The 15468-nt window shown below is 44.6% G+C and carries 18 protein-coding genes and 1 pseudogene; 11 read left to right on the top strand and 8 right to left on the bottom strand.

All coding sequences use genetic code 11. From position 1 onward, the window contains the following. Positions 1-14: 14 nt before the first annotated feature. Both QF117_RS03330 and QF117_RS03325 read right to left on the bottom strand, forming a co-directional pair. Entirely contained in the window at positions 15-431 is a 417-nt protein-coding gene (locus QF117_RS03330) for a GFA family protein (protein ID WP_282384631.1), read from the bottom strand. A gap of 63 nt (positions 432-494) precedes the next feature. Beyond that, entirely contained in the window at positions 495-887 is a 393-nt protein-coding gene (locus QF117_RS03325) for a hypothetical protein (RefSeq protein WP_017037057.1), read from the bottom strand. A gap of 207 nt (positions 888-1094) precedes the next feature. On the opposite strand from QF117_RS03325, the gene QF117_RS03320 reads away from it, so the two are divergent. Then, a complete protein-coding gene (locus QF117_RS03320) occupies positions 1095-1862 on the top strand; it encodes a WYL domain-containing protein (protein WP_282384628.1) in 768 nt (255 codons plus the stop codon). A 198-nt stretch (positions 1863-2060) separates the two neighbouring features. On the opposite strand, the gene QF117_RS03315 is transcribed toward QF117_RS03320, so the two are convergent. Beyond that, positions 2061-3011 (bottom strand): alpha/beta hydrolase, encoded by a 951-nt coding sequence (locus QF117_RS03315; RefSeq protein WP_282384627.1) that lies wholly within the window; start codon positions 3009-3011, stop codon positions 2061-2063. Between QF117_RS03315 and QF117_RS03310 the strand changes: the two genes are divergently transcribed. Then, the gene (locus QF117_RS03310) at positions 2999-3193 is read left to right on the top strand and encodes a hypothetical protein (protein WP_282384626.1); all 195 of its coding nucleotides are present in this window, start codon (positions 2999-3001) and stop codon (positions 3191-3193) included. The two genes, QF117_RS03315 and QF117_RS03310, sit on opposite strands and share 13 nt — an antisense overlap. Positions 3194-3202: 9 nt before the next feature. Continuing rightward, a complete protein-coding gene (locus tag QF117_RS03305; protein ID WP_282384625.1) occupies positions 3203-3922 on the top strand; it encodes a WYL domain-containing protein in 720 nt (239 codons plus the stop codon). 182 nt (positions 3923-4104) lie between these two features. Here the strand turns inward: QF117_RS03305 and QF117_RS03300 are convergent, their stop codons facing one another. From QF117_RS03300 to QF117_RS03280, 5 genes are all read right to left on the bottom strand, one after another. Then, on the bottom strand, positions 4105-5529 hold the full coding sequence (locus QF117_RS03300; RefSeq protein ID WP_282386135.1) for a lytic polysaccharide monooxygenase: 1425 nt from the start codon (positions 5527-5529) through the stop codon (positions 4105-4107). A 509-nt stretch (positions 5530-6038) separates the two neighbouring features. Next, complete coding sequence (locus QF117_RS03295) at positions 6039-6986, bottom strand: bile acid:sodium symporter family protein (protein ID WP_282384624.1); 948 nt, start codon at positions 6984-6986, stop codon at positions 6039-6041. A 349-nt stretch (positions 6987-7335) separates the two neighbouring features. After that, positions 7336-7773 carry a glycine zipper family protein gene (locus tag QF117_RS03290; RefSeq protein ID WP_282384623.1) on the bottom strand — a complete coding sequence of 146 codons (438 nt, stop codon included), beginning with the start codon at positions 7771-7773 and terminating at the stop codon, positions 7336-7338. 70 nt (positions 7774-7843) lie between these two features. Next, a complete protein-coding gene (locus QF117_RS03285; protein ID WP_282384621.1) occupies positions 7844-8560 on the bottom strand; it encodes a hypothetical protein in 717 nt (238 codons plus the stop codon). Positions 8561-8691: 131 nt separating this feature from the next. Beyond that, positions 8692-9534 (bottom strand): LysR family transcriptional regulator, encoded by an 843-nt coding sequence (locus tag QF117_RS03280; protein ID WP_282384620.1) that lies wholly within the window; start codon positions 9532-9534, stop codon positions 8692-8694. 274 nt (positions 9535-9808) lie between these two features. On the opposite strand from QF117_RS03280, the gene gntH reads away from it, so the two are divergent. From gntH to QF117_RS03240, 8 genes and pseudogenes are all read left to right on the top strand, one after another. After that, the gene (gene gntH, locus QF117_RS03275; RefSeq protein WP_282384618.1) at positions 9809-11428 is read left to right on the top strand and encodes a guanitoxin biosynthesis MBL fold metallo-hydrolase GntH; all 1620 of its coding nucleotides are present in this window, start codon (positions 9809-9811) and stop codon (positions 11426-11428) included. A 118-nt stretch (positions 11429-11546) separates the two neighbouring features. After that, positions 11547-12071: a hypothetical protein gene (locus tag QF117_RS03270; RefSeq protein ID WP_282384617.1), complete on the top strand. Its 525-nt coding sequence runs from the start codon at positions 11547-11549 to the stop codon at positions 12069-12071. 127 nt (positions 12072-12198) lie between these two features. Continuing rightward, positions 12199-12708: a hypothetical protein gene (locus tag QF117_RS03265; RefSeq protein ID WP_282384616.1), complete on the top strand. Its 510-nt coding sequence runs from the start codon at positions 12199-12201 to the stop codon at positions 12706-12708. 248 nt (positions 12709-12956) lie between these two features. Beyond that, positions 12957-13379, top strand: a complete 423-nt coding sequence (locus tag QF117_RS03260) for a VOC family protein (RefSeq protein WP_282384614.1) — start codon at positions 12957-12959, stop codon at positions 13377-13379. Positions 13380-13414: 35 nt separating this feature from the next. Next, positions 13415-13954 carry a GNAT family protein gene (locus QF117_RS03255; RefSeq protein ID WP_282384612.1) on the top strand — a complete coding sequence of 180 codons (540 nt, stop codon included), beginning with the start codon at positions 13415-13417 and terminating at the stop codon, positions 13952-13954. Further along, on the top strand, positions 13951-14433 hold the full coding sequence (locus QF117_RS03250; protein ID WP_282384611.1) for a GNAT family N-acetyltransferase: 483 nt from the start codon (positions 13951-13953) through the stop codon (positions 14431-14433). The genes QF117_RS03255 and QF117_RS03250 overlap by 4 nt, the downstream gene beginning before the upstream one ends. A 55-nt stretch (positions 14434-14488) precedes the next feature. Then, positions 14489-15028: a hydrolase gene (locus tag QF117_RS03245; protein ID WP_282384610.1), complete on the top strand. Its 540-nt coding sequence runs from the start codon at positions 14489-14491 to the stop codon at positions 15026-15028. Positions 15029-15103: 75 nt separating this feature from the next. After that, positions 15104-15229: pseudogene (locus QF117_RS03240) on the top strand (DNA mismatch repair protein MutT); the annotation flags it as partial. Positions 15230-15468: the final 239 nt, after the last annotated feature.

The raw sequence follows: 15468 nt of genomic DNA, 5'->3' as shown, positions 1-15468 counted from the left end.
GTTCCTGTCCGTATTTACACTTTGTCTGCAAAATAGGCCATTATCTCAGCCGTTGTCATCTCTTGGGTTTCATTTGAAAAACAATAATAACTTGGCTTCCTATCAATGAAATACTGCATATCCATTTCCAATCCATTCAAATTTGGAAACAAACCTACCGGCATGTTGTACTCACCGGTTGCTTTCAACTTATAAAAGAGATGGGTGCCACATTCGGAGCAAAAACCTCTCAAAGCCCACGATGACGATTCATACGTTTTGATGAAGTCATTACCTTCTATTTTTACTTTTGAACCACATTTCACCGCAAAGAATGGGGCTCCACCCCATGTTCGACATGATTGACAGTGGCACACCGTGAACTTTGGGTTAATGTCTTCAGCAACAATGTTTACAGCACCACAAAGGCAACGGCTTTCTGATTGAGTCATTTGCTTCACTCCTTGATGAATTTAACGATGAAAAAAGTGTCTTTTCTCTGTACTCTTCCCTCACTATTTGGTCGTTGTCTCCGCTTCAATGTGCCCTATCGAACGATAGTGTGAAAAGATCGTCGTTTCCATGTCCATTATAGAAAACACTTGCTGAGCATGTGGGTCTTCCATCGCCTTTACGCTAGCCGATTTAGCGAGTTCCAAGCTTTCCCAAATCACGATGTCGGTCCAACGATTCAGCTCTTCACTGTAGAAATAACTGCGGCTTTGAAAGCCATCAAAATGCTTCACTATTGAATTTAAACTGTCCATCGCTTTCTGCTGCTCTTGATAACTGACACCTGCAATAAATTGAGTGTTCACAATTTCAAATGTCGACGCAGCACTCACCGAAGAAGCTAGAACTGCTGTGGTTAAACCCATTGTAGTTAAACCCGCTGTCAGTGTTTTCATTCTCATATTCCCTATGTTGATTTTTCAATCGCTTGTTAAAGAAGCTTTTATTTAAGAAGCCATTAATTAAGAAGCAATTAGTTAAGAAACCATTAGTTAAGAAACCATTAGTTAAGAAGCAATTAGTTAAAAAACGTTTATTACTCCAAGTCGATGTATAGCGCAAAGTCGATGTGACGACGCTGTCTCAACCTGAAGTGAAATGCTATGCTACGTACAAATAAGACACTAAATGACACATTAATAATGCGCGGCTTTCAAAACAGACAAGAAAGATTGGATAACCTGATTGGTCTTTTAGAAAACAAGAATCTTTGGACAGTTAAAGAGTTAGCCAATGTACTTGGGATTTCGGTCAGAAGCATATCTCGAGACATTACCTTGTTGCGCCAGCAAGGCTACGATATTGACGCAGAGCGAGGCACAGGGGGCGGCATTGCGTTGAGAGGAATGACTCGTCCCCCTAGGTTTTTTTTAAGTGATGAAGAAATTTTAAATACATTGATGGCACTCGCGCTAACCGAATCACTAAGGTGTCCCATATTAGGGGACAACATATCTAGCGTAAAAAATAAGCTCACCTTTTTTCTGAATAATGAACAACAGAAACGTATAAACCTTTTGCGCCAGCGAGTATTGGTTGGTGCTATTGCTTCCGAGCCAGTCGCAAGTACAGTAACCAATACGCGTTATCCTTTTTTTAATGACATTAGCCAGGCATTTATACAGCAAAAAAAGCTCTCAATTCGCTACATATCAGAAAAAGGAAGTGAAACGAAAAGGTGTATAGAACCGCAGTTTATACTGCTCAACTGGCCCGCTTGGTATCTTTTAGGGTGGGACTATTTAAGATCTGCGCCTAGGTTATTTCGAATCGATAGAATAACTGACGCGGTTGTTGAAAATGAGCGTTTTCGCCTCAGAAGCCCACGAAGTTTACTGGATGAATACGGAGATTACTTCGATAGTATGTAACGGGTGAATGCTCTTCTAACCAAACATCGAATTCTTCTTGGTCCTTTAAAAACATGGGAACTACCCTATTTTCATCTCCATAGTTAATCATTAACTTTTGCTTCGTCGCCTATTTTCCGATGAAGAGTCGTGTATTAACCACACCATGACAACAGACCTTCCGTTCGCTTGGAGGGTCTATTTCATCTTGAGGCGTTCTTAGTCGGAAGCGTTAGTCTGCTGTTCCAACCATGTTAAAATTGCATCGTTTGTTTCTTCCGGCTTTTCTTGCTGGATCCAATGGCCGCAATCTAGGCTGACCACTTCCACATTGGGTACGAACTCTGTTAGATTTTTAGATTGAGGGATCGCATCTTGGTCACCATAGATCATGAGCGTAGGCTGTTGGATAATTGGGGTTACTTCCGCCAATAAACGCCAGTTTCGATCAAGGTTTCTGTACCAATTTATACTGCCAGTAAACCCAGATGATTCAAAGGCTGAAACAAAAACGGCTAATTCGTTATCACTCATTATGGGCTCACCGAATGGTGTTTTTGCTCTGGCAAGATTGATCATCTCCATACCTTGCTCTGGTTCTTTCGGTGGCTCATTTTTCCTATACAGATTACGAAGGAATTGGAATGTATTCTGTTCCAATACCGCGTCTGCAACACCTGGTTGTTGATTGAAGTGAACAAAATAATAGTCATTGCCAAGTATTTGTTCCATCAATTCGAGCCAAGGAATTTCTCCACGCTCTTGGTATGGCAAGCTCAGGTTTATCACCTTGTTAACACGGTTTGGATACAATAAGGCTAAACCCCAAACAACCATCGCCCCCCAGTCATGGCCAACAAAGGTGGCGTCTTCGTATCCGTAGTGATCGAGAAGAGCGGTAAGATCACCCGACAAGTGTTCAATGTCATAGGCAATGACTTCTGTCGGATGGGATGACTTTCCATAACCCCGTTGGTTAGGGATGATGACATGGTAACCCGCATTAACAAGAGCGGGGATTTGATAACGCCAGGAAAAGGCATGTTCTGGCCAGCCATGGCAGAGTACTATGGGGTTGCCTACATTTTTCAGACCCGCTTCGAAGACTTCAAGTGTCACGTCGTTGACTTGAATCAAAGTGGGTTTAGGGAAATCGGTTGGATCAAACATTTTATTTCTCCTACATGTTTTTGGAGTGCTTAGACGACACCGCTGCTATTTTCGGAGCGGCATACAATTTTCAGGTTCAGGAACTGACCAATGCGTATTACTACTTTGAAATTTCTTTACTGACATCGACAGATAATTTATATACCTTAATGGTGACAAATACTGGCACCATTGAAGGGTAACCTTACCAAATGAATATTCGCCTACGACAAGACGCCATCGTGCGCTGCCTTCGCCGCAACGGCACTTCGACAGTCGCTGATTTAGCACAGGAGGTGGGCGTATCTAGGCGGACAGTGTTACGCGACCTCAACACACTGCGTGACGAAGGCTTTGTCATTCATTCTGAACCTGGACGAGGAGGAGGACTGCAACTTGATCCGCGATCCGTTCAGACCACCGTGAAGCTCTCGGTTGCCGAAATTTTTGCGTTACTGATCAGCGTTGCATCGATGTCTGCCATCGGCGGTATTCCGTTTTCGGGGCTCGCCGATGTAGGGCTTGCTAAAATAGAAAAAGCATTACCACCAGACAAATTACATGACCTGCGTCGCCTGTTGAGTTGCTTGTTTGTTGGAAAACTTGCGCCTCAAGTGGATATAACCGGTATGGGTAAAATGGACGCCGCGTTGCTGCCCACATTTGAAACTGCTTTTTTACAACAGCTCAATCTGCGTTTTCAATATTGTGACGCAAAAGGAGCGGCCACCAACCGGCATGTGGAGCCGCAAGCAATGTTGATCTTGCCACCACTTTGGTATTTGGTCGCTTGGGATCCGGAACGAAATGATTTTCGTCATTTTAGAATGGATAGAATCAGTGCACCTGAATGCGTCGAAGGTAAAACATTTCTGCGACGACAGGTGCCTTTCGAAGATCACGTTTCTCCAATTCGCAATCTAGCTCGCTGACTTTTATTTAACGAGATGTGCATGAAAAAAGTAGCCGCATCATTTCAGGCACAGGCTCACGTGACAAGTGACAAGTGACAAGTGACACCACATTAATATCATGTGGTGCCACTTACGTTTGCTTTGAGGTATCGCTTTACACTATCACTCAACCGTATCGAGCAAGAGCAAGTCGATAACAACTAGTTCGCTGGGCGCCAAACTCCCCACTTATCGTTTTGGTAAGTTGCTTCAGGGTTTTCACCTCCGCGAGACCACCATTGAGCTTCCCACGCTTGCCCCGCATAAGTGACCACATCTCCACCTAAATATGTTGTCGACGAATCCCAAGTCCCTGGTTCTGGTTCTGGCGCCACTCCACCGTCATCGACGATAACTTCAAACGTGAACGTTTCAACACGCTCGCTGTTTATGGCACTCGCATAAAATGACAATATGTCATTAGCGGTAATGGCCTTGGTATCAATGATAATTGAAGATGTACCGTTATTTTGTATGTTGACAGCAGAGCCTTGAGTCTGTGTGACTATTGCCGCTTCCGCTGTTGCGATGACCACCTTGTCTCCGGCGTTAACAACGTTATCACTTGTCACTAGCTCGTAAATATCGCCCTCTAACGGTTCAACACTGCCGTCATCTCCTTTAAGCAGAGTCAGTAATCCAGACTCACTGCCATCCTTTGAATTAAAGAAGTTACGCGAAGGATCGTTTTGGAAATACATGTAATGCTGCATTTCTTCATGCCAATCACCAATGAATACGGCACCGTCCTTGAACTCTTTATGCCATCCGTTGATTTCAGAAGCCAGTAAGCGGGCCCAATCGTTCGTATTTGACTCATCAACAAGGAGATTGAAGCTACGTGCTACTTCGCCGTATTGGTTAACAATATCGTATTGAACCCTATCCCCAGCTTTTGGCGTACCAAAGTCAGTTGCAACAAAGAGCTCACCCCGTATTAAATCAGGTTTTGGGGTAGGCTCTGGTGGAGGTGTATCACCACCGACGATAGTAATGTCTGAACAATTGTAGAAACCTTCACCAACAGCATCATCACGCTGCCAACGTACAAATAGTATGGCGTCTCCGCTGCGCTCTGAAGGGATCGTCACATTAATTCGGTACTTGCCAGCATTGACAGGGACGTTTCCTTCCGTCTGTATGAGATCTAGATCCCCCCAAGCGAGTCGCTTGCTAAGGTCTGCATTCGGCTTGGTTAGGTAAAACTCCCAAAATGAAGGGTTATGAGGAGCGGTTGCATTAAAGACATACTCAAAGGTTCCAGTCTTTAATTCAGTACGTTTCCAACTCGTGTGAGCAGCCCCCATGCCACGCTTTTGGGCGTCATTGGCATAGCATAATGTACCATCCGGGATGGCGGCTTTTACCGCGTTAATACTATTGAAATCCGGAATATTCTTAGCGTACTCATTGCGTTGTACAAACGGATAGGTGCCTGAGATCTCTTTTGCTTGAGCACAAGCTGCATTGGGTGGAGTTCCCGACCAAATTCCACCTTGTTCATAACAAATGTTCTGTCGAGCATTCGGAAATTCTGACCAGCCATGAGCACTTACCAATGATGGTGCACTCGATAGAATAGCCATACCCACTGCTAATTTAAGAATATGATTCGTCGCTGTCACTTATTCACTCTCTTTTGTTTTATTATCCAAAACCGCCCTGGTGGTCGTTACATCGCCACCATGACTTGATTTGATTTATCGCTTGGAACTAAGAAACAACAAGATATATTTATACTGTCTATCCATTACAGTCGGTATTTTATTGATAGGAATGAGAATCACAGTTATTAAGGAAAAGCGTCTTCATAAAATGACGTTGCTTCTAATTATAAGGTTTTTTAATCGGTACGTATCTTGAGCAATTCAGGGAAATAAATGAGCACTGTGGCAATGATTTGCATAGAGAACAGGCAGTTAACATGCCTAAGCTTTATATCTGCTAATACTTCGATTGAACAAGCGAAATCGACTCCCTTCACCTGCACTTAATCTACGGTACGACTTCTCCTGTCACCATCCCCTATAGAATGTAAAAAGACCAGCATTCGCTGGCCTCATCATTGACGAGAAAACAGTTATCCTAACAACCCCTAGGATTCAGGAACGGGTTCGCTCTGCTTTTCTTCAGCTCGCTTTACTTTTCGAGCCCAAAGCGCGGCCACTACTGAACCTGAAAGGTTGTGCCAAATTGAAAAAATCGTGCCTGCAACCGCCGAAGCTGGCGTGAAATACTTCATCGCTAATGCCGTCGCTAAACCCGAGTTTTGTAAACCAACTTCCAATGCGACGGTGCGACAGGTTTTTTCGTCGAAGCCAAGTAACTTCGGAACATAAAACCCAAACACTAAACCCAATGAATTGTGGAGTATTACGGCGAAGGCGACCAAAGGACCAATGGTTGCCAATCTTCCCGCGTTTAATGCAACAACAATAGCAATAATCACCACAATGGCGGCCATAGAAATCACCGGTAATACGGGTTCAATTTTCTTTATCGTCGACTGAAGTAAGACGTTAAGAATAACGCCGATGATCACTGGCGCTAAAACAATCTTAAGTAAACTCACCAGCATGCTCGTCACAGGTACGTCGACGGTCTGCCCGACCAAAAGCTGAACCAGGAATGGTGTCGCCACAACCCCAACCAATGTTGATAATGCCGTCATGGAAATCGACAGCGCTACATCACCACGAGCCAAATAGCACATCACATTAGATGCCGTTCCACCAGCCACCGAACCGACCAATACCATACCGACAGTTAATTCAGTATCAAACCCCATCGCGATACTAATCAGTAATGCGGCAATTGGCATAACCGAAAACTGCAAAATTAGCCCAACACCAACAACTGGAAGCTTATTCAATACTCCTGCAAAATCACTGGGTTTTAACGTCAACCCCATCGTCAACATAATAATGGTGAGCAGCGGAACAATGTAGCCTTTGAGCCCCACAAAAGCATCTGGTGTAGAGTAGGCAATAAATGAAAGCAGTAAAGCCCATAGCGGGAATAACTGGGTAACCATCCTGATCATGTTGTTTCCTTAACTGTAACGATAAATTGAGATTTACACGCTAACGATATTCATTCAACAAATACATACCCAAGCCACAGCAAACGTCAAATTACTAACATAATTGCATAAAAATGCGAGGCGCACACGTTTATAACCACTTAATTAATAATGTTTTTATTGTTTCATGCCGAGTTTTTACGAAGTGATTGGTGGTTGAGGTTTATAAAGTAGAAGGGCCATATAACCCCGTCGCGATTTCTGCCAAGTGTGTTGTCGTCCCATTACGTTTCTTGTCACTGGAGATTCAGACAAAGATTACCATGTCAGTGTTTTCAATGAGGACGAATCATTTTGAATGCGATAGTGATCAGTTGAGTGCGATATACCCTCGCCCTTGCATGCAGTTACGCATAAGATCGTCACGCTCTTTTTGATTGGCTGACGCAGCGGCATTTTTCGACCCTCTGCCCGACAATACCCCTACTGTCGTTCCAATCGCGGCGCCCGTTTTTGCTGCGCTACTTCCAGAATTTCCAGACACACTGCCTGCTATCGCCCCCGCAGTGGCACCACGCAGGCCTCGCTTTACTCCCTGCTCAACAGCGCCTTGCCCCTCGTTGTGACCAACATTATCCAGTAAGTGATAGCACTGCTGATGATCGTCATTGAACTCGGTCGCGTCGTACTGAGACTGATCAAAAATAATGTTATGAGCATTGGCATACGTTGGCATAGCCGCAAACAGCAACACCCCAATAGCGGCCGCTGCATTGATGATTCGGTTGCGCAGAGATTCGTTTTTCATAAGATTGCCCCTTCACAAAGGTGGCAAATCCGTCTGCCTATGAGATTGTCGTGATTAAGTGATTAAGCGATTAAAAATCGTAAGAAAGACCGAGCGTGACAACATTGTCGTTGTCAATTGGGCCCACTGACGAGCCGTTGATAAGTAGCTCACCTTCATTGGTATTGAAATAGGTGTATTTCACGTATGGCGTCCAATCATTGATCGTTTTAGAAAGAACGAACTCATGTTCATTGGTGCGATAGTCCCCTTGTATGAAGGCATGACCGATAGAAGAATTTATATAGCCATTAGAGCCATCGCTTTTTTCGTGGGTGTAAAGGTAATCAAGATTCCAGCCACCAAGTGAATAACCAGCGCCAGCCAAGAACTTGTTGGTATTGATGCTCGTGTCGCTCAAGTTTTCCAATACCTGACCAGATTGTTTGTATCCCAAGCCACCGAGTACATAAAGGCTCTCAGTCAGCTGGTAATCTAGAATACCTTCAACCAAAATTTCTTCGCCTGTTTCCCACTTACCGAGTTCGCCATAAAGATTAAATGTGAGCGAGTCGCTTATCTGGAAATCATGGCCATAACCCGCGGCTAACCAGCCCTGATCATCAAAGCCGATATAGACTTGGCCATTCTCAGACGTGTCAATCAGTGCGCCCGCTTCTGTTGTGTAAACACCGTTATCAGCAGCATTCGACGCCACATTTTGTTCCACGTAAACTTGAGTAGAGCTGGCAAACGCAGCGCTACTTGCCAGTGAAAGAGATAAGGCGATTAAGGTTCTTTTTTTCATGTTTTCTCCAATGCAGTTGAGCTTGATTAACTGCTGGAGATTATGAAACGTAAACCTCGTTTAATTAAGACGGTTAACTTTAGTTAACACATCAATTCTATTTATGATTGAGCGCATCTAGACACTTTGATTCACTTTCTGTTTTGCATGAGCGCCGATTTTAGCGATTCTCGAACCTTCATGTGTTGCTCGTCTTTTGCGTAACGTCTGTGATAGAGCATTCTGAACTTAATCGGTCTTAATTTAATTGGGAATGCGTGCACTCTAAGGTTTAGTGCAGGGGCGAGTTTTTCGGCCAACGAACGCGTTGACGCAGCAATATAGTCGGTTGAGCTTGCCAACATAAGCATGCTTGAGATCGAACTGGTTTCAATGCGAATTTTACGAGGCTCTATATCACTATCAGACAAGAACTCCACGGTATCCATATCTGCCCGTCGAATTTTTAGGGCGATATGCTCTTCCTGAAAATACTCTTCTTTCGTTATTGATTCGCCAATACGGGGATGGTCAATACGAGTTAAGCAGACGGGCTCTTCATCAAACAAGACCTCTTCAATCAAAGAGTGTTTCTTACTGGAAACAACATCCACCACAATATCCACTTTCTGAGCGATCAACGCGTCAAACAACTCATTCTCTTCTAACGGGGCTTCGGTAAAATTGACTCCGTCGACACCACTAATGAAATGCAGCAAGCTCTCGGTGCAATACACATTTAAACGGCTCGTCTGCTGCTCAACCGTACCGATGATATTCAGAGGGTCTTCTATTTTATTCGCAAGAGACACCGCCGCCCCTGTGGGTGCAATGCCTCTGCCTTCCCGAACAAACAGGGTTTTCCCAACCACCGATTCAAGTCGCTTAATGGCTGCGCTCACCGCGGGTTGAGTCAGGTCTAACTGATCAGAAGCTGCCGTAATGGAGCCATGTTTGTACACCGCTAAGAATGTCGTCAGTAGATTCAAGTCCAATTCTGTCTCTCACTTCTATTATCGTGATGCATCACATTATCAATGGATCATCACAGGCACTGTTTATTGCTTATTGCTTATTGCTTATTGCTTATTGCTTATTAACAGCGAAACACACTGAGGCAATATCAACCATTAAACATAAATTCAGTTTATGTTTAAAGCATAGTTTACTCTATATAACAAAACTCCACTTATCAATAAACTTGTTTGCATCGGAGTGAGGAAGGAACTTCATTTCATTTTTTAAAGACTCAAACCGATAGGTGGAACTATGAAAACTTACGCAAAATTATCCGTTATCTCTACAGCAATGATTATTGCAACCACGGCTTTCGCTGCTGACCCAATGATGGAGTACAACACGAAACAAACCAATTCTGATATTCAGAAACTTCAAAAATTCGAATATCACGATGGTGAAACACTCGAAGAGTATTTAGCCTCTCAACCAGAAGGCAACCTGTATTCTTCTGAAGAAGAAGTATTGGCGGTTCTAATGGGCGGTGTAAACAACGGTGACTACCGTAAAGAAACCAACACTGGCTGGAAAGAAGGGTTAATGTTTGAAGGCATCGCACCGTATGGTGACCACATGGTGTCTGGCGCTAACTGGTTCCCTCGTACTGAAGAAGTTCAACCTGACGAAATGCGCGTCACCTTCATGGGTACTTCACCAATGATTCGCCCAGGGCAAGCCAACACATCTATCTATGTCGAACTCGGCAACGGCTCTAATTTTGTCTTCGACCTTGGTGAAGGCTCAATCGCGAACTATGTCGCCGCGGGTGTCGCAATGAACGAGCTTGACCACATATTCATCACTCACTTACATGTTGATCACTACGGCTCACTGCCTTACTTGTATCAATTCGGTGGCTGGAACGGCCGCTGGGAAAAACCGCTCAACATCTATGGGCCAAGTGGCGCAACACCGGAATACGGCACACGCCACATGGTTGAAGGCATGCAACAAATGCTGAACTGGCACACAGATGCGTTTGATGTGTTCCCTTCCGGCAACGACATAGTAGTTCATGAATTCGATTTCCGTGATGACGGTGGCGTAATTTACGATAAAGACAACGTGGAAGTGATTCACTGGCGACGCAGCCACGCTAAAGATGGGGCATCTGGCTACCGTTTGAACTGGACACAAGATGATGGACGCGTGCTGTCGTTCGTATGGACAGGTGACGGCCGACCAACCGAACTCGACCTGAAATACGCGAAAGGCGCGGATCTGTTCATTACTGAATTGCAAACAGAAACATTTGGTGTGTCTTCCATCATTCAAGGTGTACCACCGTTCTTAGCGCGCTACACGGTCGATACACACCATACACCAGCTTACGCGGCGGGTTATGTGGCAAATGAAGTACAACCGCGCTTATTTATGACAACACACATGACGTTTGACCCTTACCTCAACGAAGAAACGGTCGCGGAAGTTCGTCACCACTGGCAAGGCCCATATCACTTCGGTGCGCCAGACGGCATTGTCGTGAACATGACCAAAGACAACGCGTGGGTTCGTGAAGGCATACTTCCAGATTTCCCGAACGCAAGAGCGCCACAATTTGATATGGCTGATGGCTCAGAGTTCAGAATTCCAATGCCGAAAAACAGCCGTGAAGACATTCAAGAGCAAGAGATACGTGATTTAGAGCTAGACCCGAAACTGTACTACCCAGAAGGCTACATGCCTGAGTTATTAACAGAATGGCCGGTCGACCGCGATATTGTTATGCCAGCAGAACAAATCCCTGCGTCGATGAAAGATGGTATGAACACGAAGCAAGAGTACATGGATAGAGTACGTGAGCACCACGGTTTGGAGCGTCAGTCAGTGACTCGCCCAACCCAACCCGGTGAAGCGGTCACAACAGACTAAGAGTAAACATCACTGAACGAGAGGGCTAAACGCATTACCGCGAGCCATGCCCTCTCCTAACCAAACTTACGCTTATTTATCTATCACATTTTGTATTTACTCACTATTGGAGTTCAACATGAAAAAATCAATCATCGCAACGGTCGTTTTGGCATTGGTGTCTAGCACTGCATTTGCAAGCGCTCAAGAAACAACGATTTCAAACGCTCAAGATTACCACCCAGGCGCTATTAACAATCAAGATCGCCTTGGAGACATTGACCCAAACTACCAACTCACTATGCCGACAGAGAAAGAAGGCTACACCATGTACGACAACCCTTACATGTCTGAAAAGGGAACGTATTCCACATATGAAAAGCCAAATCCAGGCGATGACCGACACGTTGCTGACGCAGGTTCGTTGAAAATCACTCATGGTCAAGGTGGCGTCATCATGACCGATTACACCACAAAAAATGGAGAGAATGCTTTCTCAGTGATGTGCGGCTATACATCTGGCCCTTCATACTGGGCAGACAGCAAGCCAGCCAACGTATGTAAAGACGCTCAGGCACTGGCCATCGCGCTTGAGGCTAAAGGTGAGTGGGAAGAAAAACCAATGACTTACACCATCGCGCCAGCAAGAATCAGCATCGATTAATCGAACGGTATCACTGGCTTTTCACTCACACAAACGTTTTCACTGGCACAAGGGAATGGAAGCAAAGGGATCAGCTCAACACTCGGTTGATCCCTGACAAACTAACAAATTACGCAAGGTCTATTCTATGAAAAACATCACTAAATCTCTTATTCTTACATGCTCACTCATGGCGCCAATGGCCGCGATTTCCGCAGAACACAATCATAGCCATAATCACTTTAATCCAGCGTTAGAGCAGTTAGGCAATGATATTATTGGGCTAACGGTTTGCTACAAAAACGGTTACTTGTCGGATGAAGAGCAAGAGCCCGCTTTTACCAACCTCATCAGTCATGCTGACGTATCAGGGGAAGAATTAGGGTTGTTTTACATGGATAAGCTAGGGCCGAAAGCGGAAGAAATCATGAGTGACAAAGACGCAAGCGCTCTTTGGACAGTAGACTACTGCTCTGATTTAACTCAACTGTATCTCGACACAGATCAACTGGCGAAAACGAAAAACTCACAACACGACCATCCCCATGATCATGGCCATAGCCACGGTCACAACCACGGTCACGGCGAACATGTTGAGGTATCAGAAGAGATGTTAGAGCATGACATTCAGCAAGGTCGACTGCTCAGCATTCAATAGTCGTCTAGCCGTCGCTCACGACACAAAACATTGGCTAGTGACTAATGCTTAATGCTTAAGTTAAGACGATGCGGAACACAAGTGTTCCTAGAAAACGATTCCACCTTATTCCACCTAAATAGGGGAAAAGCTTCGGTTTTTCCCTTATTTTCTTCCGATGCCCTCAAAACAAACCATGCGCTTAAGTTCAATTTTCTTTATCCTATAGACCTCAGTAATGGTTACACCCTACCCATAAGGTAAAGATAATGAAGCAGTCCATTATTCATATCGCATTAGTTGTGAACGATTACGATGAAGCCATCGACTTCTACGTCAATAAACTCAAGTTTGAACTGATCGAAGACTCCTACCAACCAGAGCAAGATAAGCGTTGGGTTGTGGTCTCTCCCCCTGGTTCAAATGGCGTGACGTTATTGCTGGCTAAAGCCTCAAAGCCTGAGCAAAACAATTTCATTGGGAATCAATCTGGCGGCCGAGTATTCCTATTCTTGAGCACCGATGATTTCTGGCGCGACTACAACCGAATGGTGTCTGAAGGGATTAGATTTATAAGAGAGCCCCAAGAACAAGACTACGGAACCGTTGCTGTTTTTGAAGATCTTTACGGCAATCTTTGGGATCTTTTGCAACTCAGCCCCAATCACCCATTAGCCTCAAGAAACCGCTAATTGGAATGCCACCTTCTCGACTTATAGGCCAAACAATGTTTCAGCTCGCCACACCCAATCTGATCATTAGAGACATGCGTTTCAGTGACGAAGCCGACTTTGTGGCTTTGTCTCAAGACGCGAAGTATCAACGTTTCTATGAAGAGTCCGATTGTACTCCTGAAAAATATAAAGAGTTGACCCACTTGTTTGTCGAACAGTCTCTAGAAACACCGCGAAAGGCTTTCCAACTGGCGATAGAACACAAACAAAGTGGCCAGTTCATCGGCATTGTTTGCTTACGATTGGAAGAGAACCAGCAGGCGTCTATGGGGTGTGGGATGTCACGAGAATACCAAGGCAGTGGCCTAATAAAGGAAGCCGCTTTGGCGCTGGTTGATTATGGATTCACCACACTCAAGGTGCATAGAATCTATGCGGAAACCATCAGCAAAAATCGTTCGGCAATTAAGCTGTGTCAATCGTTAGGCATGAGGCAAGAGGCGCATTTCAAAGAACATCGATTTTTTAAAAAACAATGGTGGGATACGATAGTGTTAGCAGTGTTGCATTCAGAATGGCAGGAGCTTAGATGATTCAAATAAGGCGATTCGAAGAAAAAGACAGTGAAAGCGTAAGAAAAATCACCTTGCTAGACGGGCAAGCACAGTTTGCAGAAACAGCCGAAGAGTTTCTGAATGATCACACGCTCAGCACTCACAAACATGTTATTCAATATAATGATGAGATTGTTGGCTTTTTTAAACTGGATACCGTCTACCCTTTAAGCAATGACTTTTGCCCAAAAAGCGCCATTGGACTTAGAAAGTTTGTTATTGATTCAACAATGCAAGGCAAAGGCATCGGCTCGAAAGTGGTGTCGGAATTACTGGATTATCTTAATCATCATTACACTGACTACTCCGACATTGTCTTGACCGTGAACTGTAAGAATCAAAATGCACGAGCCTGTTACCTGAAAACTGGATTCATCGATTCTGGAGAGTTGTATCTTGGCGGCCCGTCAGGCCCACAACATATCATGAGTACCAAAATAAAAGCCGCAAACACATAATCGAAACGGTAATACAACGTGAATACAAATCAGCACAACACCGCACGGAGGCCACATGTTGCAACGGGAAAACACCGGCTTAATCGTCGTCGACATTCAAGGTAAACTTGCCAAGTCCGTTCATGATAGCGATATCATGATAGAGAACTGCAGAAAGCTTATTCTTGGCGCTCAATCTCTTGACCTCCCTATCATTTGGGTAGAGCAAAACCCAGAAAAACTGGGCTCAACGGTTGGTACGCTAAGTTCACTACTCGCCCCCCAAACACCGTTGGCCAAGTTCACTTTTAGCGCCTGCGACGAACCTTCTTTTATCGAGTCGATTGAAAATAGCGGCGTCAGGCAATTCTTAGTCTGCGGTATTGAAACTCACATCTGCGTTTTCCAAACGGCAATGGCACTAAAGCACCGAGGCTTGACGGTACAGGTTGTGGGCGATTGCGTGTCATCACGAACGGAAGAGAACAAGCAGCTGGCGTTAAATCGGCTGGCAGCGAATGGCATCGAAACCACCGGCATTGAAATGTGCCTGTATGAACTCGTTAAAGACTGCCGTGCCAGCGAATTTAAAACGATCCTTAAACTCATCAAATAGACAGCGGCAATTTCCAGAACTGATAATCCATGCGCATTCAACCCAAATAACAGCATTAACCAAAGGAAAGACATAATGATACCTCTTAGCACTGCCATCGTTTCCGGCGTAGCCATCTCAAACATAAACGGCGTTCCAAAAATATTACTGATGAAACGAGTGAAAGGCGGTTACTGGTGTCATGTTGCGGGATCGATAGAAGTCTGCGAAAGGGGTCAAGTCTGCGAAAGGGGTCAGGTCTTGCCTTTTGCTACTCATTACTTTTTGCATATCAAAGTTACCTGAGCAACGTTGTTCGAACTTCTAGGTGCAACCCATTTTGGAGCAAAAACAAGCTATACGATATAGCAATGACGGCCCTCTAATCGCGAACTCAAAAGAACCAAATATGGCCTTTTAATACACCGTGTACGTGTAAAAACACATCCATTTACTGCCAG

Origin of the sequence: Vibrio sp. YMD68 (assembly GCF_029958905.1) — a bacterium.
GTDB lineage: Bacteria > Pseudomonadota > Gammaproteobacteria > Enterobacterales > Vibrionaceae > Vibrio.
This window is presented reverse-complemented; position numbering and strand designations above follow the sequence as displayed.

What these genes read in the sequence shown, in the direction of transcription:
- QF117_RS03330 (WP_282384631.1), bottom strand. Translation starts at nt 431, where the DNA reads ATGACTCAATCAGAAAGCCGTTGCCTTTGTGGTGCTGTAAACATTGTT.
- QF117_RS03315 (WP_282384627.1), bottom strand. Translation starts at nt 3,011, where the DNA reads ATGTTTGATCCAACCGATTTCCCTAAACCCACTTTGATTCAAGTCAAC.
- QF117_RS03260 (WP_282384614.1), top strand. Translation starts at nt 12,957, where the DNA reads ATGAAGCAGTCCATTATTCATATCGCATTAGTTGTGAACGATTACGAT.
- QF117_RS03295 (WP_282384624.1), bottom strand. Translation starts at nt 6,986, where the DNA reads ATGATCAGGATGGTTACCCAGTTATTCCCGCTATGGGCTTTACTGCTT.
- QF117_RS03285 (WP_282384621.1), bottom strand. Translation starts at nt 8,560, where the DNA reads ATGAAAAAAAGAACCTTAATCGCCTTATCTCTTTCACTGGCAAGTAGC.
- QF117_RS03245 (WP_282384610.1), top strand. Translation starts at nt 14,489, where the DNA reads ATGTTGCAACGGGAAAACACCGGCTTAATCGTCGTCGACATTCAAGGT.
- QF117_RS03255 (WP_282384612.1), top strand. Translation starts at nt 13,415, where the DNA reads ATGTTTCAGCTCGCCACACCCAATCTGATCATTAGAGACATGCGTTTC.
- QF117_RS03250 (WP_282384611.1), top strand. Translation starts at nt 13,951, where the DNA reads ATGATTCAAATAAGGCGATTCGAAGAAAAAGACAGTGAAAGCGTAAGA.
- QF117_RS03325 (WP_017037057.1), bottom strand. Translation starts at nt 887, where the DNA reads ATGAAAACACTGACAGCGGGTTTAACTACAATGGGTTTAACCACAGCA.
- QF117_RS03320 (WP_282384628.1), top strand. Translation starts at nt 1,095, where the DNA reads ATGCTACGTACAAATAAGACACTAAATGACACATTAATAATGCGCGGC.
- QF117_RS03305 (WP_282384625.1), top strand. Translation starts at nt 3,203, where the DNA reads ATGAATATTCGCCTACGACAAGACGCCATCGTGCGCTGCCTTCGCCGC.
- QF117_RS03290 (WP_282384623.1), bottom strand. Translation starts at nt 7,773, where the DNA reads ATGAAAAACGAATCTCTGCGCAACCGAATCATCAATGCAGCGGCCGCT.
- gntH (WP_282384618.1), top strand. Translation starts at nt 9,809, where the DNA reads ATGAAAACTTACGCAAAATTATCCGTTATCTCTACAGCAATGATTATT.
- QF117_RS03300 (WP_282386135.1), bottom strand. Translation starts at nt 5,529, where the DNA reads ATGGCTATTCTATCGAGTGCACCATCATTGGTAAGTGCTCATGGCTGG.
- QF117_RS03270 (WP_282384617.1), top strand. Translation starts at nt 11,547, where the DNA reads ATGAAAAAATCAATCATCGCAACGGTCGTTTTGGCATTGGTGTCTAGC.
- QF117_RS03265 (WP_282384616.1), top strand. Translation starts at nt 12,199, where the DNA reads ATGAAAAACATCACTAAATCTCTTATTCTTACATGCTCACTCATGGCG.